The following is a 24,551-nucleotide window of genomic DNA, read 5'->3' on the forward strand; positions in this document are numbered from 1 at the left end:
ATGAAAAATTTAATTCTTTTTTGCGTCATCATTTTTGGCTTAATGAGCTGTAATGGTGGAAAAACCAAAAAGGACACTTTAAAAACATCTGTTGAGAAGTTTAAAGATTCCATTGGCGTTCTTGAAATTGAAGCATTTATTCCAGAAGAATATTCCGAAGTAAAAACAGACACCATCTTAAGCAATGGCTTTTCAATACGTATCAAAACGTACACAGATATGAATCGCTTTGTTACTTGTCAATATAAAATAGATGAAACACTTACGCATATTGATAAATTTAGAGATTGGATTTCTGAAGTGACCATTAAAAAGAATGATGTGGTTATCTTTGATAAAACATTAGATGCTAATTTCTTTTTAGCTTATGATAAAATGATTGCTGATAGTCTTCCAAAAGCCATAAATAGCAGAGTTTTGATTAATGAAGACTACCCCGTTGACAAAAATTATGTTTATTTACTTGGCGGATTTATATTGCCAGAATCTGAAGAAATAATATACTACAATATTAAAATTGATAGCAAAGGTACTTGTAGTTTAGAAAAAATAAAGGACGAATACTAATTATTATGCTAGGACTTAAATTACCAACAGACCCTCGATGGGTAAATATTGTTGAAAAAAACATAGAAGAAATTTTAACAGATCATGCTTTTTGTGAACAAAAAGCAACAAGTACAGCCATTTCACTTATTGTAAGCTTTCCTGAGTATACAGAGCTTGTACAAGAAATGGTGGCTTTGGTAAAAGAAGAAATAAGCCATTTTAAAATGGTGCACGATAAAATTTTAGAACGTGGCTGGGTTTTAGGGCGTGATAGACGCGATGATTATGTGATTGAATTACTTAAGTTTTTCCCAAAGGGCGGTAGCAGAACAACCCAATTAGTACATAGGTTGCTTTACGCTGCTTTAATTGAAGCCAGAAGCTGCGAACGTTTTAGATTACTTTCAGAAGAATTACAAGACAAAGAATTGGCCACTTTTTACAGAAACCTTATGGTAAGTGAAGCCAACCATTATACCATGTTTTTAGGCTTTGCGAGACAATATGGTGAAAAAAAAGAAGTTGATGCCAAATGGCAAGAACTTCTTGAATATGAAAGTAAAATAATGTCTAATTTAGGTAAAAAGGAAACGGTACACGGTTAAAATTTATAGCCTATACCTAATTGTATATTAGAATTTTTAGCTGAAATACCTGAATTCTCCTCAAAAACATCTACAAAACCATAGGTGTATCTAATATCGGCAAACAGGGTGTGTGTTAACTTATAATCCAATCCTGCCACACCTGAATATGCCATATTTCTAGCGCCGTCATCTACCTTATCTACTTTTAACCCTACTTGTGGGCCCACAGCAAAACGGAATTTTTCACTTAACCTGAATTTTAATAAAATGGGAGCTTGAATATAATCTAGTTGAAAAACTTCAAGTTTAGCTCCTTCTGCTGAAAATTGTAGCTCAGGCACTAGAGAAACTGTTTTAGTAAAGCTAATGTCTCCAAAAAAACCAATGTAAAAGCTGTTTCTATGTTTGTTTGCCATTATAGGGGTGTCCTCAAAGTCTAAATTCGAAATATTTAAACCGCCCCTTACACCATACTTAACATCTTGAGAGAAGCCATAAAACGATAAACCAAGGAGCATTGCTAGTAATATTTTTTTCATAAGTAAATATTTATTGTTTGTAATAGGTCTTATGCCATTTGCTTTTTAAAAATCAACTTAAAAAATAAATTTTAGTGAAGCACATGTTATAAGGCAATAGTTTTGGGTTAAATATTATTACGAATATATATTATAAAGTAATAATACTACAATTTAAAAAGGTGAAGTGCAGAATTTTACTGTGTATTGCTTGTAACGGTTTGGTAGTAGATACTTTTTATAATACCATCTGCCAATCCTATTTTAGGAACGTATATATTTTTGGCTCCACTCCACTTCATGGAAGACAGGTAAATTCGCATCGCAGGAATAATAACGTCTGCCCTATCTTGATTTAAATCTAACTCGGTAATACGCTCTTCATACGAATAACTTTGAAGTAAATTGTAGTACGATGTTAAATAAAAGTATGTTAAAGGTTTACCCAAGGCTTTTCCTGAAATTTTGAAAATTTTATTAATATTCCCTCCAGAACCTAAAACAGAAATTTTATCGTATTCCTTAGTGTTTTCTTTTATCCATTGTTCCAATTCTTGCCACGCTTCTTTGGAAACCATATCGTTTAATAAACGAACGGTTCCTATTTTGAATGATCGCGATGCCTCTGAAACACCCTCATGTATAATGGTGAATTCGGTACTACCACCACCTACATCTACATATAAATAAGTTTTGCTTTTATCGATATAAGAATTTAAATCGGTTGCTGCAATTATGGCGGCTTCTTCTTCACCACCAATAACATCGATACTAATTTCAGAATTTTTTAAAATTAAATCAACAACCTGTTTTCCGTTATTGGATTCCCGCATGGCAGAAGTAGCGCACGCTTTATATTTTACTACTTTATGCGATTTCATTAACAATTTAAAGGCCAACATGGTATCTAATAAACGTTGGGTGTTTTCCTTGGAAATTTTGTTGTTAACAAAAACATCTGCTCCCAAACGAATAGGTACACGAACTAACGAGTTTTTTTTGAATTGAACTGGTTTTCCTTTTTGTTCTATAATGTTTGAAATGAGCAACCTAACGGCATTGGAACCGATATCGATGGCTGCATATTTTTTAATTGATAGCATACTAGTTTTCTAATTTTTTTAAATAATAATCGTACGTAGCAAATTGAGATCTAACGGGTTCATTGTTATCTATTTTATACTCGTTTTGTTGTGATACATTTAATAAACGTGCTTTTACATTATCGCTCCAACAGATATTGAAAGTGTCTATAATTTCTTGTTTAATATCATCATCATATATTGGGCAACTTACTTCTACTCTATTTTCAATGTTTCTTGTCATCCAATCTGCCGATGAAATATAAACTTTTGGACTGCCATTATTACCAAAAATATAAACCCTCGTGTGTTCTAAAAATTTATCGACAATGCTAATCACTTCTATATTTTCACTCATATTTTGCACACCAGGAATTAGGCAGCAAAGCCCTCTAATAATCATTTGAATTTTAACGCCTGCATTGCTAGCTTCATATAATTTATCAACCATATTATAGCTTGATATACTATTCATTTTCAATCGAATAAGACCTTCACCTCCATTTTTTACATTTTGAATTTCAGCATCAATTAATTTAAAGATAGCTTTTTTTGTGTAATGAGGTGATGTAATTAAATGCTTATATCTGAAAATTTTATAGTTGGTTTCAAAAAAACTAAATATTTTATTAACATCCTTCAAAATACGTTGATCTGCCGTGAAAAGTGTGTAATCTGTATATATTTTAGCAGTAGACTCATTAAAGTTTCCTGTACTTACAAAACCATAACGTTTTAGTTTTTTCCCTTCTTCTCGTTCAATAACACACATTTTGCTGTGTACTTTCAAACCTTTTACACCAAATACCAAAGTAACACCTTCCTGTTGCATTTGTTGCGCATAATCTATATTTGCCTGTTCATCAAACCTTGCCTGAAGTTCTATAGATACCGTTACCGATTTTCCATTTATGGCGGCATTAATAAGCGAACTTGCAATGTGTGAAATTTGGGCTAAACGGTAAATTGTGATTTTTAATGTTTTAACTTGAGGATCTAATGCGGCTTCTCTTAAAAACTTAACAATGTATGAGAATGTTTGGTAAGGCGCATGCAACAAGTAGTCTTTTTTATCTATGGCTTTAAAAATACTGGTTTCTAAACTAAGACCTTTAATTGGCAAAGCCTCAATTTTTTTGTATAGCAAATCTGTTCTTCCTAAGCTAGGAAAACCCATATAATCGCGTCTATTATGATAACGCCCACCTGGTATAATACTATCGGTATCATCAATGCCCATTTTGGACATTAAAAACTGCAAAGTTTCTTTATCAATAGTTTTATCGTAAACAAAACGTACGGGATCGCCTATTTGCCTGTGTTTTACACTATCGGATATTTTTTCAATAAAACTTTTGCTTAAATCACTTTCAAAATCAAGCTCCCCATCTCGGGTAATTTTGATCATGTGGGCAGAAACTGTTTTAAAATCGAAAATATTGAAAATATAGCCTAAACAATGACGCAACAAATCGTCAATCATTATTATAAAACTTTTATCGCCTTGCTTGGGTAATTCAACAAAACGGTTGATGGTTTTTGGTATTTCAATAAGAGCAAATTGCTTTTTATTGTCCTCCATTACCATTCTAACTGCCAAATAAGCAGCACTATCTTTTAAGTTTGGAAGTACTACCAAATCATTCAAAATAATAGTTACCAATGCTGGACTAACCTTTTGAATGAAATATTTTTTTATAAAATCATGCTGAGAACTATCTATTTGGTTTTCATCTATTACAAAAATATTTTCATCTTCTAAACGTTTGTGTATGGCGTCTAAAACCTCTAGACTTTCACTTTGTTGCTTAATTACTATTTGGGTGATAATTTCGAGTAGTTCGTTGGCTTTAATACCTCCTAATTCACTTTTTCCGCCTTTTCCTGCATCAACAATACGTTTTACGGTAGCATACCTAACTTTAAAAAATTCATCTAAATTATTAGAAAATATTCCTAAAAAACGTAATCTTTCTATTAATGGAACTCTTTCATCTGAAGCCTCTTGCAATACTCTTGCGTTAAATTGTAACCAACTTATCTCTCTATTTATATAGCTATTTGAATGGATTTCAGCTTTTGTCATACTAATTAATGAAGTTTTGATACTTTCACAAATATATTCTATTTAGACTAAATAATATAGCTTAATACATTATGTTAAAGCATACTTTTACTTGATAATCATATCTATTTTAGATACTTGAATTGATAAAAAAAATAATTTTCACCTTAAATCTCTTGGAAATAAAGTACTTACGGTTTTTCCTTTATTTAAATCTTCCCAACTATTAATATTAAATTCAATTTGAACTACGCCGCAAGTAGGCACATTTTCAATGTGGGAATCGCCAAAAGTATTTACAAAAGCTGTAATGGCGTGGTTATGCCCAAAAACCATCAGGTTATTTACCTTATTATTACATGCTTTAATAACTTGAATGAGATTACTTCCAGAAAAATCATATAAATCATGATTAAATACCAAAATGTTTTTATCTAAATCGAGATTTGAAATAAATGTTTTAGCAGTTGATGTTGTTCTAACGGAATCGCTGCATAATATAAGATCTATTTTTAAATGATCGTTTTTTAATCGGTTTGATACCGTTTGAGCATCTGAAACACCTCTATCATTCAAAGGTCTTTCATGGTCTATCACATTATGTTCCCAAGAGGATTTAGCGTGTCTCACTAATAGTAGTTTTTTCATAAAAATTCGATTAAGTGTAAAAATTATAGATTAGATAGCATTTTTGTTCGATAAAATACATTTAACTAGTCTGTTAAATTATTACACAAAGCTATAAATACTAAATTAAATTGGCCTTAAAACACTATATAAAATAATAACTCAAACAGACAAGTAGCTTATTATTTCGTTTAAGTACTTTTTAAAGCTTTTAAACGAATATATGTGTGATTTGTCATATTATTTTGACTAATTATAAGCATATCCTTTAATTTGTTGTACCTATAAAATTGCAAGTTATGTCCCAAATTATAATCTCTCAATCAAATGTTGCAATAGCATTGGTAAATAATTTTATCCATTACATTTTTTTTCCCTCGAAAACTATTTTTTATTATCCATTCTGTCACTTGGAAACTACTTTGTGACCTATATGTTAAATTAGTGTCTGTATGATTATATTTTAATTAAAAAAACAATCTTTTTTGCCATGAGAAATAAATCGAATTTTGCTCTATATTTTATTTTGTTTTCATTATATCTTTTTTTGTTTTCCTTCAACGAATTATCAGCTCAAGAAAATGGTGTATTTGAACTTAAGGAAAGTAACACGTCTTCAAAACAAACTTCCAAAACCTTAAAAGGAACTGATCGAGACGGTTTTTATAATTTGACATATAAACTCCATCCTACATTTTATGTTGAAAATAAAAACATAATGGAGAATAACACAAACAACATAAAAGTTACGAAGTTGACATTTAATGATTTGAATTCTTTTGATCTATTAAATCAATACAATCCTAAATTTGATGATGTTGAGCTGATAACGATAACTTTAAAAACAGTTGGTGATTTTAAAAACAAACTGAACCTAAGCAGTTTAAGTGGATTCAGTAATTTGAAATACATTTATGTAAAATGCAATTTCGAATGTACAGAGCTGCAAATTAAACAGTTTATAGAATTTGACCCAAATATTAGAGTTTTTTATAAAATCGAGATCCCCTCATAAAAACATAAGCACAAGATCCATTTAAAAGATTAAGAAATGAAACAACTATACTTTACAAAACCATATAAAAAAGCAATGCCAATTAAATTGGTATCTCTTTTTGTTTTTTTGTTTTTATGCACTACTATTGGTTACAGTCAAGTAAGAGTGCCTTTTGCACCAAGGGCATCCATATTTACACCCACGCAAAAAAATTACACCATTAAAGGTGATTTTATGATGATTGGTAACACCAATTTACAGTTGGCTGGTTATACGTATCCTTCAAGTCAATCCAATGCAAATGATATGCGTTATGTTGATATTGATAATGATGCCAATACATGGAATTCATCTTCAGCCAATTTAACCTTTTCTACTGAAAATGGTGCAATCCCAGACTGTTCTAAAATTATTTATGCAGGGTTGTACTGGACCGGTAGAGCTTTTGGCGAAGTAGAAGTTGATCCGGGCAATACTTTTCAAGTAACAAAAACCGTTTCTGGAGGGGCTACCGTAACAAAAACCTTTGACAAACGTAAGGTTTCTTTAAAAGGACCTTCTCAATCGTCTTATACTGAATTTGAAGCTACTGGCATATCATTTCCACCCAATGGTGAAGACAGAAATATGTATTCAGCGTATGCAGATGTAACAGAATATGTACGTGAAAATGGTATTGGAGAATATTTTGTTGCCGATATTGCTATAAGAGAAGGTTCTGTTGATGCTACCGGTTATTACGGTGGTTGGGGCATGGTCGTTGTTTATGAAAATTCTAAAATGAAATGGAGAGACATAACCGTGTTTGATGGACATGCCTATGTAAACAATAACGCTGAACTTTGGCCTATAAACATATCTGGATTTAATGCTACGCAAAACGGAGATGTAAACTTAAAATTAGGTGTTATGGCTGGTGAAGGTGATATCCAGTGGAAAGGTGACACTTTTCAAATGCTAAGACAAGATACGGGAGTTTATGAAACTTTAAGTTATACAAGTCCTAATGAAAGTAATACGTCTAATAATTTCTTTAATTCAACGATAACAACAGGGGGAAATAGTAGAAACCCAAACCATAATAACAATACGGGATTGGATATAATTATGTTCGATGTAGATAATGCAAACAATAAATACATAGCCAATAATCAAACTTCAACTTCTTTTCAATATGGTTCTGGAGATGACACCTATGTTATATTCAATATTACTTTTTCGGTTGATGCATACATCCCTGAACCAGAAGCTATTTTAACAACGACTTCTGTTAACACTAATGGTTCAACTCCAGGAGTATTATTCCCAGGAGAAACTGCCGATTATAAAATAGAGATAAAAAACAAAGGAACAGAAACAACAGATAATACGATTATTACGCTTCCTGTGCCTTACACATCATCATATGAAGAATTAAGTATTAAGTATAATATTTATCCTCCATTTGCCACAACAGCGGTTCCTTATTACGACCCAAATGCGGGCGCAACTGGATCTATAATTTGGAATTTAGGCACCTTACCGGTTCCTGATAATCCAGAGGATATATTAGCAGACTTAAGTTTTACACTTACAGCTACTACAGATTGTTCGCTTTTAGTTAACCCAAGTTGTACTCCTAGCATTTCTCTAGATGGTAAAATTGCTGGTATAGGTTCTACATCTAGCACCACATTTAACCAATCATTAATTGTAGGGTATCAAACATCTGGCTTTTGTATAGGAGAGCCTATACCTACCCCTAGCATAGTTAACATAGATGCCGAAGCTTATATTGCCGCAAATTGTGGTAGTTACATACATGTTAGAGATTTTTACTTCTGTAATATTGGTTCTACACCCATTCAAACATCTCAAATAAGTGCAGCGTTTCCAGAAGGTACTAGGTTTTATAATGAATACCCAAAAAACAATACATCCATAGAATATAATGCTTCTAATCCATTTCCTGCCACTTTAGGAACCACTTTATATTATGGTATTCCTCCAGGAACCACTTTGTGTTATTATGAATTTAACATTGAAGTAACAAATATTGATTCTGTACCAACTGTTCAAGATGTGAGTTATTGTTTAAATGAAACTGCTAGTGCTTTAACTGCAACTCCTAGTGATGCTCCTATATCTCCATCAGCTTATACATTATATTACTATGTGGATAACGATCCATCTACGCCTGCACAAACATCTATTGTGCCCTCCACAAGTGTAGCTGGAGAGACCACCTATTATGTAGCTGAAGGATATTCGAATTCTTGTATTAGTCAAACACGTGTTCCTATAAAAGTAACTGTTTTTGGAGGTACACCAGAAATAACAGCACCAGCCACTATTAATATAGAAGGTTGCGATGAAAATAATATTACTGCCTTAACTGCTAGGTATCCTTATAGTTCTACTCAATCTGCTGATATAAAAGATACTTTTGTAGCTACTGATTATACAGCTATAGGAAATGAAACTATTGCAAGCATAACCTATATTGATGCAATAACTCCAGATTCAAGTTGCCCAATTATTGTAACTAGAACTTTTACAATTACCAATGATTGTGGCATTACTGCTAGTGTTGAACAAATTATTAATATTAACGACAATACAGCTCCTACTGGAACAGCTCCTACAGGTGTAACCAATGCAGATGTTTGTAGTGCTAATGCACAAACAGCATATCCTTTTGATGCAACAACAATTGCTTCAAATTACTCTGATAATTGTGGTGGCACCATATCCGTAAACCTAACCAATACAACACAAACTGGCGATGATTGTTCTTGGTCTTTAGTATATACCTACGAAGTGCTAGATATTTGTGGTAATAAATTAGAAAATCAAACTATTACGCATAGCGGTAGCGATCAATCAGCTCCAACAGGAACTGCTCCAACAGGAGTAACCAATGCAGATGAGTGTAGTGCTAATGCACTAACGGCATATCCATTTGATGCAACAACCGTTGCTACTAATTATACTGATAGTTGTTCTGCAGTAACTGTTAATCTTATAGACACTAATTTAACTGGTGATGACTGTTCATGGTCTTTAGTATACACCTATGAAGTAGTAGATACTTGTGGCAATAAATTAGAAAACCAAACCATTACACACAGTGGTAGCGATCAATCAGCTCCAACTGGAACTGCTCCATTAGGTGTTGCCAATGCAGATGTTTGTAGTGCTAGTGCTTCAACAGCATATCCTTTTGACGAAACAACCGTTGCTACTAACTATACTGATATTTGTGATGCCACAGTAACTGTTAATCTTACAAACACTACGTTAACTGGCGATGACTGTTCTTGGTCCTTAGTATACACTTTTGAAGTAGTTGATGCTTGTGGTAATAAATTAGAAAACCAAACCATTACGCATAGCGGTAGCGATCAATCAGCTCCAACAGGTACGGCTCCAACAGGTGTTACAAATGCAGATAATTGTAGTGCTAATGCTTTAACGGCATATCCTTTTGATGAAACAACCGTTGCTGCTAACTATACTGATAATTGCAGTGGTATTGTTACTGTTAATTTAACAAACACCGCTTTAACTGGTGATGACTGTTCTTGGTCTTTAGTATATACCTATGAAGTGGTAGATACTTGTGGAAACAAATTGGAAAATCAAACCATTACACATACAGGTAACGATCAAACTGCTCCTACCATAAACAACACAAACCTTTCTAACATAGTAATTGAATGTGGTGTTGGAGATACTGAAACAACATTAAATACATGGTTAAGCTCTAATGCTGGAGCAACTGCTACCGATAATTGTAGCACGGTTACTTGGAGTAACAATTATGGTTCAGACACCTCTGTAAAATGTGATGATGGCGCTGTTACCGTTGTTTTCACTGCTACTGATGCCTGCGACAATAAAAGCACTATAACAGCTACTTACTTAATAAAAGATAACGTTGTTCCTATTATTACTAATACATTGGGTGAATTGGACAGAACTCTTGAATGTAGCGATACTGATGGTTTAAGCGAAGCTTTAGCACTTGCTCCTTCCGCTACCGATGATTGTTCTATTCCAAATTTAATAGTGATCAGTGACGTAACAACTACAGATCCTGTTTGTTTGAATGCCTATGTAAGAGTACGGGTTTGGAACTTTGTTGATGCCTGTGGAAACACAAGCACTAACTATACCCAAACTATCATAGTGCAAGATACAACACCTCCTGCTTTTGTTGGAACGCTACCGCCTATTGCTTTAACTGCTGAATGCGATGCTATACCAACTGCTGAAACCTTAACTGCTACCGATAATTGTGGAGATGCAACGGTATCAGTACAAGACGTTAAAACCAATGGAAGTTGCCCAAATAACTATGTTATTGCTCGTACTTGGACAGCAACTGATGCTTGTGGTTTAAAAACACCCTATACACAAATAATCACCCTTCAAGATAACAAAGCACCAATTCCAGCTACAACATTTGAAGAGATAGTAAATGTAAGTTGTACTGATATTCCAGAAGCCCCCGCTTTAACATTTACAGATAACTGTTCATCAGCATCAAACATCATAGTTGTTTTCAATGAAACAAGTACATTCCAAGATAATGTATATAATGATTATGAAGTAGTTAGAACATGGACCGTTAGAGATGAATGCGGCAATGAAGCTGAATACAAGCAAACTATTAATGTAGCTTTAGATGAACTTATTACATCTGTAAATGCTCCAAAAAGATGTTTCGATGATGGCATTATTAATTTAGATGATGAACTCATCATACTAATTTCAGATATTAATACAAACGGCACTTGGGAGCTAATAGAAGGTAACCCAGTAGCAACACTTTCTGGTGGTATTTTTAACCCCACACTATTAGAACTTAGCGAAGATTTCCTTCCAGATGATGGCGGTATAGATTATATGTTCAAATATACTACCACAGATAATGGTTGTATTAAAATTGTAAATTTAACCATGAATATAAATGCAGATTGTAAGGTACTACCTTGTGGTGAAAACGATGTTATAATATCTAAAGCCGTAACACCTAATGGCGACTTCATTAATGATTTCTTTTATATAACGGGAATTGACTTATGTGGTTTTGTTGCAGAAGTGAAAATATTTAATAGATGGGGAGCTTTAATTTTTGAGTCAGACAGCTACCCTTCAGTTACTGAATTAGAAACGAGATCAACACCACCAGCCTATGCTTGGACGGGTAACGCAAGTAAAAACTCTGTGGGTGCTGCTGGAAAAGTACCTAATGGAACTTATTATTATATAGTAACTTTAAAAGATAGTGGATTGGCACCATTTACAGGACCTGTTTACTTAGGAACCAAATAAAACGCAACCTATGAAATTTATAAAACATAACATAATCGCTATTGCACTGTTAAGTTGTACGGTTGGAGTTGCACAACAATTACCGCAATTCACACAGTATATGTACAATACCATTTCTATAAACCCCGCATATGCAGGTAGTAGAGAAGCTTTAAGCATTGTTGGATTGCACCGAAGCCAATGGGTTGGTTTTAAAGGTGGTCCCATAACACAAACGCTGTCTATACATACTCCTTTAAGAAACGATCGTATTGGTTTGGGTTTATCTTTTATTGAAGATGATTTAGGTCCTGAAAACTTCACATATTTATATGGAGATTTTTCATACAGTATTCCAACAGGAAGAACAGGAAAACTGGCATTTGGTATTAAAGCTGGGTTTACTCAATATAGCTTAGACCCCGATTTTCGTGAAGATGAAAGTTTGGACCCATCAATTTATGGTATTGAAGACCGATGGACTCCTAACGTTGGCCTTGGTCTATATTGGAGCACAGATAGGGTTTATTTAGGTTTGTCTACTCCTAGAGTTTTAAACACAGATAAAAATACAGAAGAAGGCTTCGAAGCTTTGGACAGATTGAGTTATTATTTTACGGGAGGTGTAGTTGTAGATTTAAGTAAAAGCTTCAAATTTAAACCAGCGTTTTTAGTGAAAGCTACTAATGGAGCTCCTCTTTCTTATGACCTAACGGCTAACTTTCTCTACAATGAAAAATTATGGCTAGGTGGCTCTTATAGAATAAATGAACAAACAGCTGCCATAGGTGGACTGGTAGATTTTCAAGTATCCAGACAACTACGTGTTGGATATGCTTATGAAAAACCTATTTCAGAAATTAACCGTTACACAACGGGTACTCATGAGATATTGTTGATGTATGAGTTTAAATTCTTAAGTTCTAAATTAAAATCACCTAGATATTTCTAATACTATTTTTTATGAAATCGCTATTAACAAAATGTTTTTTCCAAATAAACATCTATGAAGATTAAAGCGATACCGAATGACCTCTAGAACAAATATTTTTTCATATGAAAATTAAAAACTACATATTAGTTTGTATCGCATTAATGTTAAGCATAACCATGTTTTCTCAACAAGGTAAACAAAAGCGTGCAGACACCTTATTTAATAAATTCTCATTTGTTAAAGCTGCCGAAGTTTACAGAGAACTTATAGCAAATAATTACAATAGAGATTATGCAACAAGGCAACTTGCAGATTGTTATGCCTTATTAAGAGATCCAAACAATGCATCTAGGTATTATAAAAGCGTTGTTAAACAAGAAAATGTACCTATAGAATATTACTATAAATATGCACAATCGCTTAGAGGTATAAAAAAATATGACGATTCCCAAGAGTGGTTACAACGCTATAAAGATTCGGGAGGTGTTGTAAATGCCAACGATTTTTCAAAAGACATCAACTTTATTACAAGTGTTTTTGGTGCAAAACAACAATACTTTTTAGACAAGGTCTATTTCAATACTAAATTTAGCGATTTTGGCGCTTTTGAACAAAATGGAAAAGTATATTTTACATCGTCTAGAGATGAAGGTGTTGCCATAAAACGATTATATGGATGGAATGAACAACCTTTTTTAGATGTCTATGTTACCGATGCTAAAACGAAAAGAAATGTAGATCATTCTTCCAAAATTAAAGGCGATATAAATTCTATTTATCATGATGGCCCCGTGATTATAACAAAAAATGGTCAAACCATGTATTTCTCAAGAAATAACTTCAAAGATCAAATTGAGGTAAAGGACAAAAAAGGACTTACCAACATGAAAATTTACAGGGCAACTTTAACAGATAGTATATGGACAAATGTTGAAGACCTAAGCATAAACTCAGATGAATTTTCAACACAACATGCTGCTTTAAATAGCGATGACACTAAATTATATTTTTCTTCTGATAGACCTGGGGGTCGTGGTGGTTCTGATATTTGGGTGGTTGACATCAGTCCTGATGGCAGCCTTTCAAACCTTCAAAATATGGGTGATGTTGTAAATACCGAAAGTGCAGAAGGCTTTCCTTTTATAAATAATGAAGGCACGCTCTTCTTTTCTTCCGATGGGCATACCGGTTTAGGCTTATTAGATATTTTCGGAACTATTAAAAATGAAAATGAAGAGATTGTTGATGTTATAAACTTAGGGGTTCCTGTGAATTCCAATAATGATGATTTTTCATTCACCATGAACCAAGATGGGATAACAGGATACTTTGCTTCTAACAGAAATGGAGGTCGCGGTAGTGATGATATATATGCCTTCCATAGAGTGCCAACATTACAAGTTGAAGGTGTTGTAACCGATGCTATTAATACAAAGCCTATACCTGGAGCAAAAATTACGCTATATGATGATAAGGGAAATCAAATAGCTTATATGGAAACTGATGAAAATGGTTTTTATCAAATAAATATCGATAGAGATAAAGATTATAAAATTGTAGCAAGTCAGGACAAGTATATTGATGATTACAGAAATTTTTCATCTAAACATATTCAAACAGAACTTACTGCTGTTAATGCAAATTTACTATTAAATCCAAAGCCAGATGTTATAAAACTTGCTGAATTAAATACCATTTATTTTGATTATGACAAGCACAACATTCGTAAAGATGCCGCTTTAGAGTTAGACAAAATAGTTAATTTAATGACCAACGATTACCCAGAAATGGTCATTCGCATTGAGTCGCATACCGATTCTAGAGGAGCTCTTTCATACAACGATAAATTGTCTATAGACAGAGCCAATTCAACCTACGATTATTTAATTTCTAAAGGCATTGATCCTTCAAGGATTACAGAACATAAAGGGTATGGTGAACGCAGATTAACCAATGGTTGCGAAGATGGTGCAAAATGTGAAGAAGCAGATCATCAATTAAACAGACGTACACAATTTATAGTTATTAAAATGGAATAACGTATTGCCCAATATGCTTTAATAAATAGAAATTCTTTTATCAGATTTTTTAATTAAAAATATGAACCATGAGATTAAAAAACCACATAATAACCAGTATGGTCTTGGTGATAAACATGGCTGTTTTTTCACAATCTGGTTTGCAAAAAAAAGCAGATAATTTATTCAATAAGTTTTCATTTGTTGATGCAGCCCATGTGTATAAAGAACTTATCTCAAAAAACTACAATACCGATTACGCTACCAGACAATTATCAGATTGTTATGCCTATATGCGCAATCCAGATAGTGCGGTGGTTTACTATAAAAAAGTCATAGAACAACCTAATGTACCAAATCAATATTACTATAATTATGCTCAAGCATTACGTGGTGTTAAAGATTATAAAGAATCTCGGGTTTGGTTAAAGCGTTATAAAGATGAAGGTGGAGAAATTAATGAAGCTAACTTCCTAAAAGATAGTGATTTTATAAATAGTATCTTTAATGCAAAACCACAGTATTTTCTAAAAGATGTTAATTTCAATTCTAAGTATAGCGATTTTGGTGCTTATGAAAAAGATGGAAGTCTTTATTTTGCTTCTTCAAGAGATGAAGGCGTATCATCAAAACATATATATGGTTGGAATGAAGAGCCTTTTTTAGATGTCTATGTAAAAGCTACATCTAGTAAAGACAGTATTGTAAATAACAAATTTAAATTACAAGGTGCTGTAAATACAATGTACCACGAAGGGCCTTTAACCATGTCAAAAGATGGTAAAACCATGTATTTTTCTAGAAACAATTTCAATAAACAGGTTTTAGGAAAAACAGATGAAGGCATTACAAATCTTAAAATTTACAAAGCTGTTTTGGTTGATGGTAAATGGACAAACATTGAAGAATTACCTTTTAATAGCAACACCTACTCTATTGCGCACCCAGCCTTAAATAGTGATGAAACGAAACTATATTTCACATCCGACATGCCTGGAGGTATTGGTGGTACAGATATTTATTATGTAGATATAGACAGTAATGGATATGGCACACCAAAAAATTTAGGAAGTACAGTAAATACCAATAAAAATGAAAGTTTTCCTTTTATAAACAATGAAGGCAATTTGTTTTTAGCTTCCGATGGACATCCTGGATTAGGATTACTTGATGTTTTTGGAACAGTTTCAGATGAAAATAATAACATTATTAGCGTTATCAATCTGGGAACACCCGTAAATTCCAGCAAAGACGATTTCTCGTTCTTTATGAGTGAAGATGGCTTGTCAGGATACTTTGCTTCAAATAGGGATGGCGGTGTTGGCAGTGATGATATTTATGCTTTCGATAGAGTACCTCCATTAAAAATTGAAGGCACAGTTACTGATGCTGAAACAAATACTCCTATCGCAAATGCTACTGTAACGTTGCTGGACAGTAACAGTAACCCTATTGCAACATTAAAAACAGATGAAAATGGATATTTTGACATTAATATAGATAGAGATACCGATTACTACATTCAAGTTAAAAACGATGCGTATTTAGACAACACTATAGCGATAACCTCAAAAGGTATTAATAGAAGCGTAACAAGTATTAATGCAAACATCGCATTAAATCCTGATAGAAGTAAAACACCTATTATTGCAGAACTTCAAACTATTTATTTCGACTTTGATAGATACGCTATTAGAAAAGATAGCACACTTGAATTAGATCGTATTGTAAACTTAATGAATACCACGCATCCAGATATGGTTATTAAAATTGAATCGCATACCGATTCTAGAGGTACTAAAAAATACAACGATATTTTATCAGAAGAAAGAGCAAAAGCAACTTATGACTATTTAATAAATAAAGGCATAGATGCTTCTAGAATAAGTGAATATAAAGGTTTTGGTGAACAAAAATTAACAAACCAATGCGATGGTACCATACCTTGCACAGAAGCACAACACCAGTTAAATAGACGTACACAGTTTATTGTTATTAGAATGGAATAATTAATCTTTATTCATAATATTAAAAAAACCACCAATAGGAAATTCCTTTTGGTGGTTTTTTAATGAAATAAATTGTTGTAATAACATCAAAGTACTAAAAGCAAACTAATTATCGATTGTTAATATACAATCATCAATATGGCTATCTTATAGTATTACTTTTAAAGAATATAATAAACCTTATTTTTTTATAAAAATATTGGTGTAATACCATTTACCTTCGGCATTTTGCTCTGCAGCCAAATCAAAGTTAGTAAAGTCTCCTTCCATGTTCGCACGGTGTGCATCACTTTTTAACCAAGCTTTTACAACCGATTCTGCAGAACTGTAACCATAAGCCACATTTTCAGTTACTTTAGTGGCACCTGCATTGGCTTTTAAGTAATCGCTTCTTTTATAAAAATTAGCATGAGACACTACATTGTTATCCACCATATAATCGGTATGAGTAAATGCAACCGATTTTACCAAAGTCATATCAGAAAGGGCATTTAAACCCATATCTAAACGATGGTTATTAATAAGATCAAGTATTTCTACTTCAATGGTTTTGGTTTCAGGAGTGGTAAGGCTTAATTCGATGTCGTTAACTTCATAATCATTGCTTTCTGTTGTACAGGAAAAGCAAAAAAAAGCAACTATGGCCACTAATGGCAATTTTGTTAAAAAATTCATAAGTAGGTAATTTAGGTTTTATAAAATTACCCTTCATATGCTCAAAAAAACGTTAATAAAATGTTAAAATCGTTTAAAAACAAGTCGTTTGTCGATATATAATGTGTTTAATCGTTGAACTGTATTTTTTTGTAAAAATAAACCTAATGCATTAAGGAGACAATCTATTTATTGACCAATTGTAATCTGCTTGTAATTTATAATGTATTCTATCATGTAACCTATTAGGTCGCCCTTGCCAAAATTCCATCTCTAAAGGTATCACAATATAGCCTCCCCAATAATCGGGTCTTGGTATTTCTTTTCCTTCAAATTCTTTCTCTAAATCTGATAACTTTTGTTCCAAAAAAGCTCTATCAGGTACAACTTCACTTTGGTGTGAAACTAAAGCTCCTAATTGGCTACCACGAGGTCTCGATTCAAAATAACCATCGCTTAAATTTTCAGCAATTTTTTCAGCTTTACCTTTTATAATTATTTGACGTTCGGCACCATGCCAAAAAAAAGATAAACATACATTTGGATTTTGTGCTATAGCTTTTCCTTTTTCACTATCATAATTGGTGTAAAAAATAAAGCCTTCGTATGTAAAACGTTTTAAGAGAACGACCCTACTTTTAGGAAATCCATCTAAACCAATCGTGCTAACAGTCATGGCATTAGTTTCATCATCACTAAAAAACTTATCAACCTCATAAAACCATTTTTGAAATAATTCAATTGGGTTTTCTGGTGCATTCTCTAATAGAAGTTCACTTTTTTCGTATGATTTTCTATAATTACTTAAATCTTGTTCCATAGTTACAAAATAACAAAAATTTATTTTTCTATTTTGAATAATTGTATCGATAAACTTTATAAATTAGTATATACCTAACTAACATATATGAAGTTTGAAAATTCTGAGTTTTTTAAACTGAAACACAACAAATTAGAAATGCCATTTGGCAATTTTTATTTTTTTAAAACCTTCATTATTTCTGAAATAAACGAAGGAATACACTTCGATTGGGAAATGATTCAGGAAGTCATGGTACATGTTGTAGAGTTTTATGGTACCGATGCTAAATTAGGCTATATTTCTAACCGAGTGAATTCTTATTCTACAAATCCCCAAGCATGGAACAAAGTTCAAAAAAAGTATAATATTATTATAGCTGGGGCCATTGTTACTTATAATAAAATGATTTATTTGAATGCTACTCTAGAGAAAAGAATAGCGAAAACCAAAATAAAACGATGCTTTACTTTAGCAGAAGCTATAGATTGTATTTTAGATTTGAAAGAATCTAAAAATGAATAAATTAAGCTTTTTAAGTAATTTTTTTTTGATTTCAAAATACATCTTTAAAGTCTGTTTTTAACCATAAAAACTACTTAAATAATATATACTTAACCTAAAAGGTCTTTTCACTTTTAAAAAAAAGTTGTATTATTACTAGATAATGAGATTTGAAGAGTACATAAACCTTTCAGAATTTAGTCATAAAAAAATACAACTTTCGTTTGGGAAGTTTTTTATTTGTGACCATTTTGTGGTAGCCGAATTGAACCATGAAATACATGTTGATTGGTCAATAATTCAAAAAATTGCAAACATGATTATTGAACAATATGGTTATTCAAAAAAAATTGGGTTTATTTCCAATAAAGTAAATTCGTATTCTATAGATCCATATGTTTGGGTAACATTTAGTAAAGAGTACGATTTTATTGAAGCCGCAGCCATCGTTTGGTACAACGACGCTGGTTTTATGAGTGCAACTTTAGAAAAAATGTTTTTAAAAAACAGTGTTAAACTTTGCGAAACTTTAGACGAAGCTGTTCTATATATTCTAAATTCTTAAGAAATTAAAAATTAAACGTTTTACCGTCATCACATAGTTCTACGTTTTCAAAAATCTCTTGAGCTTCTTCTCTAAAGGGATTTAAGCTGTCGTAACGTATAGAATAATGCCCAAGCAATAAAGTCCCCACATTGGCTTGTTTCGCAATACTTGCAGCTTCTTTTGCCGTAGAATGCTTTGTTTTTAGTGCTAAATGCGCATGCTTCTCCAAAAAAGTAGATTCGTGGTATAGCACATCGGCGTTTTTTATAACAGGAACAATATCTTCCTTATACATAGTATCGCTACAAAAAGCATAACTTTTTGGTTTAGCACCTGGTAATGTTACGGTTTCGTTTTTTATAAGAACTCCATCTTCATTTTCAACATCAAAACCTTGAGCCAATTTTCTATAATAAGCAACGTTAATATTGGCTTCTTCAACCAAATTGATATCTAATTTGCGATTGCCTTCTTTTTCCTTAAAAAAATAGCCGTTGGTATAAATTCGATGGTTTAACGGAATGGTGTAAACTTCGACTTCTTCATCTTCAAAAATTAATTCAGAATCATTTGAAGTTAACTCATGAAAAATAAGCTGATAGTTGGTCCAAGAATCTGCCAATTTCATTTGAAGCGTTACTATTTCTTTAATGCCTTTGGGGCCATAAACATGTAATTCTGTTTCGCGTGTAAGCAATCTGAATGTTGAAATTAAGCCAACTAAACCAAAAAAATGATCACCATGTAAGTGTGAAATAAAAATATGTTTGATGCGGTTAAACTTAATTTTATGTTTGCGTAGTTCCACCTGAGTACCTTCACCACAATCTATTAAAAACATATGATTGTTTATTTCTAATACTTGCGATGTGGTATTTGTTAAAGCTCTTGGTGTGGCACTATAACAACCTAATATGGTTAATTTCATTTAATATTAGTTTATAGGTTTATGAGAAAGGTTATAAGATTATGAGGTTATATGTCAATTAAAAAATAAACTCATAAACCTTAAGCATATAAACTCATAAACATATAAACTCATAAACATTTTTTTAAAAGCCTAAATCGCGTTCCATTTCTTCCATTTCTATAATATCGTACGCTTCTTGAGAGGTTGGTACAACGACTATTTCATCTGGAACGATGCTTAAATCTATTTTATCTGAAACTATTACAAAAGAATGTTTTGTAGCTCGATGTGTGTTTGATAGCTCTAAAAATTCAACAATATCTTGTAAGCCCAATTTATTTAAGGAAGATAATGCTACAATAATATTATTGTTTTTGAACTTAGGATATAAAGCCTGTATTTTTTTTACTAATTCAACAATCGTCGCTTTTTCCTGAGTGATGATTGAAATAGTTCCGTCTTGATCTATAATCATGATTTACTGTTTTATTTTTGAAGCTAATAAATAAATAACGGCCATCCTAATGGCAACACCATTTTGTACTTGATCCAATATGATGGATTGCTTAGAATCTGCTACATCACTTGTAATCTCAACACCTCTGTTTATGGGTCCCGGATGCATGATGGTTATTTCTTTATTTAATGAATCTAGTAACTCTTTATTTACTCCAAATTGTTGTGTATATTCTCTTGTTGATGGAAAATAACTAATATCCATACGTTCATTTTGCACCCTTAACATATTTGCTACATCACACCAATTTAATGCTTTGCGTAAGTCTGTTTCAACTTTAACTCCAAGAGAATCTATGAATTTTGGTAATAATGTTTTTGGCCCACAGACCATGACTTGAGCGCCTTGTAATTGTAGTGCAAATATATTGGAAAGTGCTACCCTACTGTGTAAAATATCACCAACTATAACTACCTTTTTGCCTGCAACATCACCCAGTTTTTCTCTTATAGAATAGGAATCTAATAAAGCTTGTGTTGGGTGTTCATGTGCGCCATCTCCAGCATTAATAATACTTGCTTTTACGTGTTTTGATAAGAATACGCCTGCACCTGGGTTTGGGTGCCTCATAACAACCATATCTACTTTCATAGATAAAATGTTATTCACGGTATCTATTAATGTTTCTCCTTTTTTTACTGAAGATTGTGAGGATGAAAAATTAAGTACATCGGCAGATAATCGTTTTTCAGCTAACTCAAAAGAGAGTTTTGTTCTGGTTGAATTTTCGAAAAAAAGATTGGCAATAGTAATATCTCGAAGCGAAGGCACTTTTTTAATGGGACGGTTAATCACTTCTTTAAAATGATCGGCAGTTTCAAAAATAAGTTGAATATCTTGTTTATTTAGATATTTGATTCCTAATAAGTGATTGACACTTAATTCGCTCATTCTCTTAGTTTAAAAGTTTATAAGTTTAAAAGTTTATAAGTTTATAAAGTTGCAAGTGCATTTTTTAAACTGAAACTTATCATTATCAATTGATTTCTATTTTTCTATTAAGTAAACGGAATCTTCATTATCATATTCTTTCCAGTTTACTTTTACCTTTTCATTATTTATAACATCTACTTGTCTGCCTCTGTAATTTGGCTGAATGGGTAAATGCCTGCTAAAACGCCTATCAATAAGCGTTAAAAGTTCAATTTCATTGGGTCTACCAAACGATTGAATGGCCGTTAATGCAGCACGAATACTTCTTCCGGTATACAATACATCATCAATAAAAACAACGTTTTTATCTTCAACTAAAAAATTAATTTGAGTGGCGTTGGCTTCTAGTGGCTTTTCGCCTCTTCGAAAATCGTCTCTAAAAAAAGTGATATCTAAATGTCCTAATTGAATGTTTTTAACTTTATAATCTTCTCGTAATATTTTAGCTATTCTATCGGCTAAAAACACGCCACGTGGCTGTAAACCAATAAGAACGGTGTTAGAGAAGTCGTTATGTTTTTCAATAAGTTGACAAGCCAATCGGTGAAGAATGATGTTTACCTCTTTTTCGTTAAGTAAAACTTTTTGACTCATATGCTATCCAAACGTATTCGGGTTACAAATGTAATGTAAAATATTAGAAATTGAAATATAAATAATTGATACTTGTGAAAGTTTTATAACCTTAATAAATAATGACTGTTCTTTGGATAGTGCGTGAGGGATAGCAGTGAAAATCCTTTTTATGAGGCACGAATAAAAAGATTGCAACGGATAGCCCGACCCTTTAGGGGCACGCCCAAAATATTTAAATAAAAAAAAGCCTCCAATTTCTTGAAGGCTTTAATTTTATAAATGAATTTTTAGCTTAAAACCGCAAATTATTTTTTGCTTTTTGCTGCTTTACCATCCATTTTATCTTTAAGAGCTTGTAAAGCTTCGTTAGCATCACCTAAAGTTGGTTTTGCTTCGGCAGCTTGTGCTTCTATTTTCTTAGCAGCAGCTTTTACGTTTGCAATTTCTTCTGCTTTAAAAATAGCAGTGTGAGATGCTACAACACGTTTAAACTCTTTATTAAATTCAATAATTTTGAATTCAGCAGTTTCTCCTTTTGCTAATTTCTTACCATCTTCTTTTTCAAGGTGACGTGTAGGAATGAATGCAACGATATCTTCGTTAAATTCTACAGTAGCTCCTTTATCAACGATTTCTGAAATAGTTCCTGAGTGAACAGTTTCTAAAGCGAAATCAGTTTCGTAAGCATCCCAAGGATTTACAGTTGTTTGTTTGTGACCTAAAGATAATTTACGTCCTTCAACATCTAACTCTAATACGATAACTTCTAATTTATCTCCAGCTGCACAGAATTCAGATGGGTGTTTGATTTTCTTAGTCCAAGATAAATCTGAGATGTAAATTAATCCATCGATACCTTCTTCTAATTCAACGAAAACACCAAAGTTTGTAAAGTTACGAACGATACCTGTGTGTTTAGAACCTAATGGGTATTTAGTTGTAATATCTGTCCAAGGATCTGAAGTTAATTGTTTAATACCTAAAGACATTTTGCGATCTTCTCTATCTAAAGTTAAGATAACTGCTTCAACTTCATCACCAACATTTACGAAATCTTGAGCCGAACGTAAGTGTGTAGACCAAGACATTTCAGAAACGTGGATTAAACCTTCAACACCATCTGCAACTTCAATAAATGCACCGTAATCGGCAATAACAACTACTTTACCTTTAACTTTATCTCCAACAGCAACCGTATCAGCTAATGCTTCCCATGGGTGTTTAGATAATTGTTTAAGACCTAATTGGATTCTTGATTTGTTTTCATCAAAATCAAGGATTACCACGTTAAGTTTTTGATCTAATTCTACAATCTCGTTTGGATGATTGATACGAGACCAAGATAAATCGGTAATGTGGATTAAACCATCTACACCACCAAGATCGATGAATACACCGTAAGAAGTAATATTTTTAACAATACCTTCTAATACTTGACCTTTTTCTAATTGACCAATAATTTCTTTTTTCTGTACTTCAATATCAGCTTCAATAAGCGCTTTATGAGATACTACTACGTTTTTGAATTCGTGGTTGATTTTCACAACTTTAAATTCCATAGTTTTATTTACGTACTGATCGTAATCTCTAATTGGTTTAACGTCAATTTGAGAACCTGGTAAGAATGCTTCGATACCGAATACATCTACAATCATACCACCTTTAGTTCTACATTTAACAAAACCATTAACGATTTCGCCAGTTTCATTAGCTTTAATAACGCGATCCCATGCTTTGATTACACGAGCTTTTCTGTGAGATAATACTAATTGTCCAGTTGCATCTTCACGAACATCAATTAATACTTCTACTTTGTCACCAACTGCTAAACTTGGGTTGTAACGAAATTCGTTTAAAGAAATAACACCTTCAGATTTTGCATTGATATCAATAATCGCATCTCTATCAGAAATGTGAACTACAGTACCTTCAACAACTTCATCGTTTAATGTGTCAACGAAATTTTCTGCTACTAATTTTTCAAATTCTTGTAATTGTTTTTCATCAACTTCATCAATACCTTCTTGGTAATTGTGCCAGTTAAAGTCTTTTAAGAATTTTTCAGGATTTGCTTTAGCTTCAGATACTACTGGAGCCTCTACTGTTGGAGCGTTAGTTGCTTCAACTTCAACTTGATTTGCTTTTTCAGCCATTTAAATAATTTGAAATGTGCTAGGAATCATTCTATTATGGTCCTAGCTACATTTGTTTTGTATTCTGTATGCTTCGGAAGATTTAAGCAATTTACACACAGAAGTGTTATTGTTTTTTGTTTCTCGTTCCTTTTATCTTTCCGACGATTTGCTAAAAGGAGTGCAAAAATACATATTATTAGGGTAATTACCTAAAAATGAGTGAATGAAATTAATGTGACTTTTGTTTCCTTTTAGTGTCTAAATATCAAAGCACAAAAGTTAACTTTAAATT

General features: G+C 32.5%; 20 protein-coding genes. 9 read left to right on the forward strand and 11 right to left on the reverse strand.

Features of this window, described 5'->3' with window-relative positions; all coding sequences use genetic code 11:
• Together EV196_RS13590 and miaE are read left to right on the forward strand one after the other, a co-directional pair.
• Positions 1-567 (forward strand): hypothetical protein, encoded by a 567-nt coding sequence (locus tag EV196_RS13590; protein ID WP_132218318.1) that lies wholly within the window; start codon positions 1-3, stop codon positions 565-567.
• A gap of 5 nt (positions 568-572) precedes the next feature.
• Entirely contained in the window at positions 573-1,154 is a 582-nt protein-coding gene (gene miaE, locus EV196_RS13595) for a tRNA-(ms[2]io[6]A)-hydroxylase (RefSeq protein WP_132218319.1), read from the forward strand.
• Here miaE and EV196_RS13600 read toward each other — a convergent pair.
• From EV196_RS13600 to EV196_RS13615, 4 genes are all read right to left on the reverse strand, one after another.
• Positions 1,151-1,675: a porin family protein gene (locus EV196_RS13600; protein WP_132218320.1), complete on the reverse strand. Its 525-nt coding sequence runs from the start codon at positions 1,673-1,675 to the stop codon at positions 1,151-1,153. The genes miaE and EV196_RS13600 overlap by 4 nt on opposite strands.
• A 176-nt stretch (positions 1,676-1,851) precedes the next feature.
• Positions 1,852-2,757, reverse strand: a complete 906-nt coding sequence (locus tag EV196_RS13605) for a Ppx/GppA phosphatase family protein (protein WP_132218321.1) — start codon at positions 2,755-2,757, stop codon at positions 1,852-1,854.
• A gap of 1 nt (position 2,758) precedes the next feature.
• Positions 2,759-4,822, reverse strand: coding sequence for a polyphosphate kinase 1 (gene ppk1, locus EV196_RS13610; RefSeq protein ID WP_132218322.1), 2,064 nt, complete (start codon positions 4,820-4,822; stop codon positions 2,759-2,761).
• 141 nt (positions 4,823-4,963) lie between these two features.
• Positions 4,964-5,449, reverse strand: coding sequence for a SixA phosphatase family protein (locus EV196_RS13615; protein WP_132218323.1), 486 nt, complete (start codon positions 5,447-5,449; stop codon positions 4,964-4,966).
• A 469-nt stretch (positions 5,450-5,918) separates the two neighbouring features.
• Between EV196_RS13615 and EV196_RS13620 the strand changes: the two genes are divergently transcribed.
• The 5 genes from EV196_RS13620 (at position 5,919) to EV196_RS13640 (ending at position 16,684) form a co-directional block, all read left to right on the forward strand.
• Complete coding sequence (locus EV196_RS13620; protein WP_132218324.1) at positions 5,919-6,443, forward strand: hypothetical protein; 525 nt, start codon at positions 5,919-5,921, stop codon at positions 6,441-6,443.
• A 36-nt stretch (positions 6,444-6,479) separates the two neighbouring features.
• Positions 6,480-11,744, forward strand: coding sequence for a gliding motility-associated C-terminal domain-containing protein (locus EV196_RS13625; RefSeq protein WP_132218325.1), 5,265 nt, complete (start codon positions 6,480-6,482; stop codon positions 11,742-11,744).
• A gap of 10 nt (positions 11,745-11,754) precedes the next feature.
• The gene (locus tag EV196_RS13630) at positions 11,755-12,675 is read left to right on the forward strand and encodes a PorP/SprF family type IX secretion system membrane protein (RefSeq protein ID WP_132218326.1); all 921 of its coding nucleotides are present in this window, start codon (positions 11,755-11,757) and stop codon (positions 12,673-12,675) included.
• Positions 12,676-12,779: 104 nt separating this feature from the next.
• Positions 12,780-14,696 (forward strand): OmpA family protein, encoded by a 1,917-nt coding sequence (locus tag EV196_RS13635; RefSeq protein WP_243652242.1) that lies wholly within the window; start codon positions 12,780-12,782, stop codon positions 14,694-14,696.
• A 68-nt stretch (positions 14,697-14,764) separates the two neighbouring features.
• Positions 14,765-16,684: an OmpA family protein gene (locus EV196_RS13640; protein ID WP_132218327.1), complete on the forward strand. Its 1,920-nt coding sequence runs from the start codon at positions 14,765-14,767 to the stop codon at positions 16,682-16,684.
• Between the two features lie 180 nt (positions 16,685-16,864).
• On the opposite strand, the gene EV196_RS13645 is transcribed toward EV196_RS13640, so the two are convergent.
• Both EV196_RS13645 and pdxH read right to left on the reverse strand, forming a co-directional pair.
• The gene (locus EV196_RS13645; protein ID WP_132218328.1) at positions 16,865-17,359 is read right to left on the reverse strand and encodes a CAP domain-containing protein; all 495 of its coding nucleotides are present in this window, start codon (positions 17,357-17,359) and stop codon (positions 16,865-16,867) included.
• Between the two features lie 151 nt (positions 17,360-17,510).
• A complete protein-coding gene (gene pdxH, locus EV196_RS13650; RefSeq protein WP_132218329.1) occupies positions 17,511-18,158 on the reverse strand; it encodes a pyridoxamine 5'-phosphate oxidase in 648 nt (215 codons plus the stop codon).
• Positions 18,159-18,245: 87 nt separating this feature from the next.
• Here pdxH and EV196_RS13655 point away from each other — a divergent pair, with 87 nt between their 5' ends.
• Positions 18,246-18,662, forward strand: coding sequence for a hypothetical protein (locus tag EV196_RS13655; RefSeq protein WP_132218330.1), 417 nt, complete (start codon positions 18,246-18,248; stop codon positions 18,660-18,662).
• Positions 18,663-18,804: 142 nt separating this feature from the next.
• Positions 18,805-19,206 (forward strand): hypothetical protein, encoded by a 402-nt coding sequence (locus EV196_RS13660; protein WP_132218331.1) that lies wholly within the window; start codon positions 18,805-18,807, stop codon positions 19,204-19,206.
• Between the two features lie 4 nt (positions 19,207-19,210).
• Here the strand turns inward: EV196_RS13660 and EV196_RS13665 are convergent, their stop codons facing one another.
• The 5 genes from EV196_RS13665 to rpsA form a co-directional block, all read right to left on the reverse strand.
• Complete coding sequence (locus EV196_RS13665; RefSeq protein WP_132218332.1) at positions 19,211-20,116, reverse strand: ribonuclease Z; 906 nt, start codon at positions 20,114-20,116, stop codon at positions 19,211-19,213.
• A gap of 124 nt (positions 20,117-20,240) precedes the next feature.
• The gene (locus EV196_RS13670; protein WP_132218333.1) at positions 20,241-20,573 is read right to left on the reverse strand and encodes a ribonuclease Z; all 333 of its coding nucleotides are present in this window, start codon (positions 20,571-20,573) and stop codon (positions 20,241-20,243) included.
• A 3-nt stretch (positions 20,574-20,576) separates the two neighbouring features.
• Complete coding sequence (locus tag EV196_RS13675) at positions 20,577-21,506, reverse strand: aspartate carbamoyltransferase catalytic subunit (protein ID WP_132218334.1); 930 nt, start codon at positions 21,504-21,506, stop codon at positions 20,577-20,579.
• A gap of 96 nt (positions 21,507-21,602) precedes the next feature.
• A complete protein-coding gene (pyrR, locus tag EV196_RS13680; RefSeq protein ID WP_132218335.1) occupies positions 21,603-22,142 on the reverse strand; it encodes a bifunctional pyr operon transcriptional regulator/uracil phosphoribosyltransferase PyrR in 540 nt (179 codons plus the stop codon).
• Between the two features lie 287 nt (positions 22,143-22,429).
• Positions 22,430-24,277: a 30S ribosomal protein S1 gene (gene rpsA / locus EV196_RS13685; protein WP_132218336.1), complete on the reverse strand. Its 1,848-nt coding sequence runs from the start codon at positions 24,275-24,277 to the stop codon at positions 22,430-22,432.
• Positions 24,278-24,551 lie beyond the last annotated feature (274 nt).

Source organism: Mariniflexile fucanivorans, from assembly GCF_004341235.1.
Classification (GTDB): domain Bacteria; phylum Bacteroidota; class Bacteroidia; order Flavobacteriales; family Flavobacteriaceae; genus Mariniflexile; species Mariniflexile fucanivorans.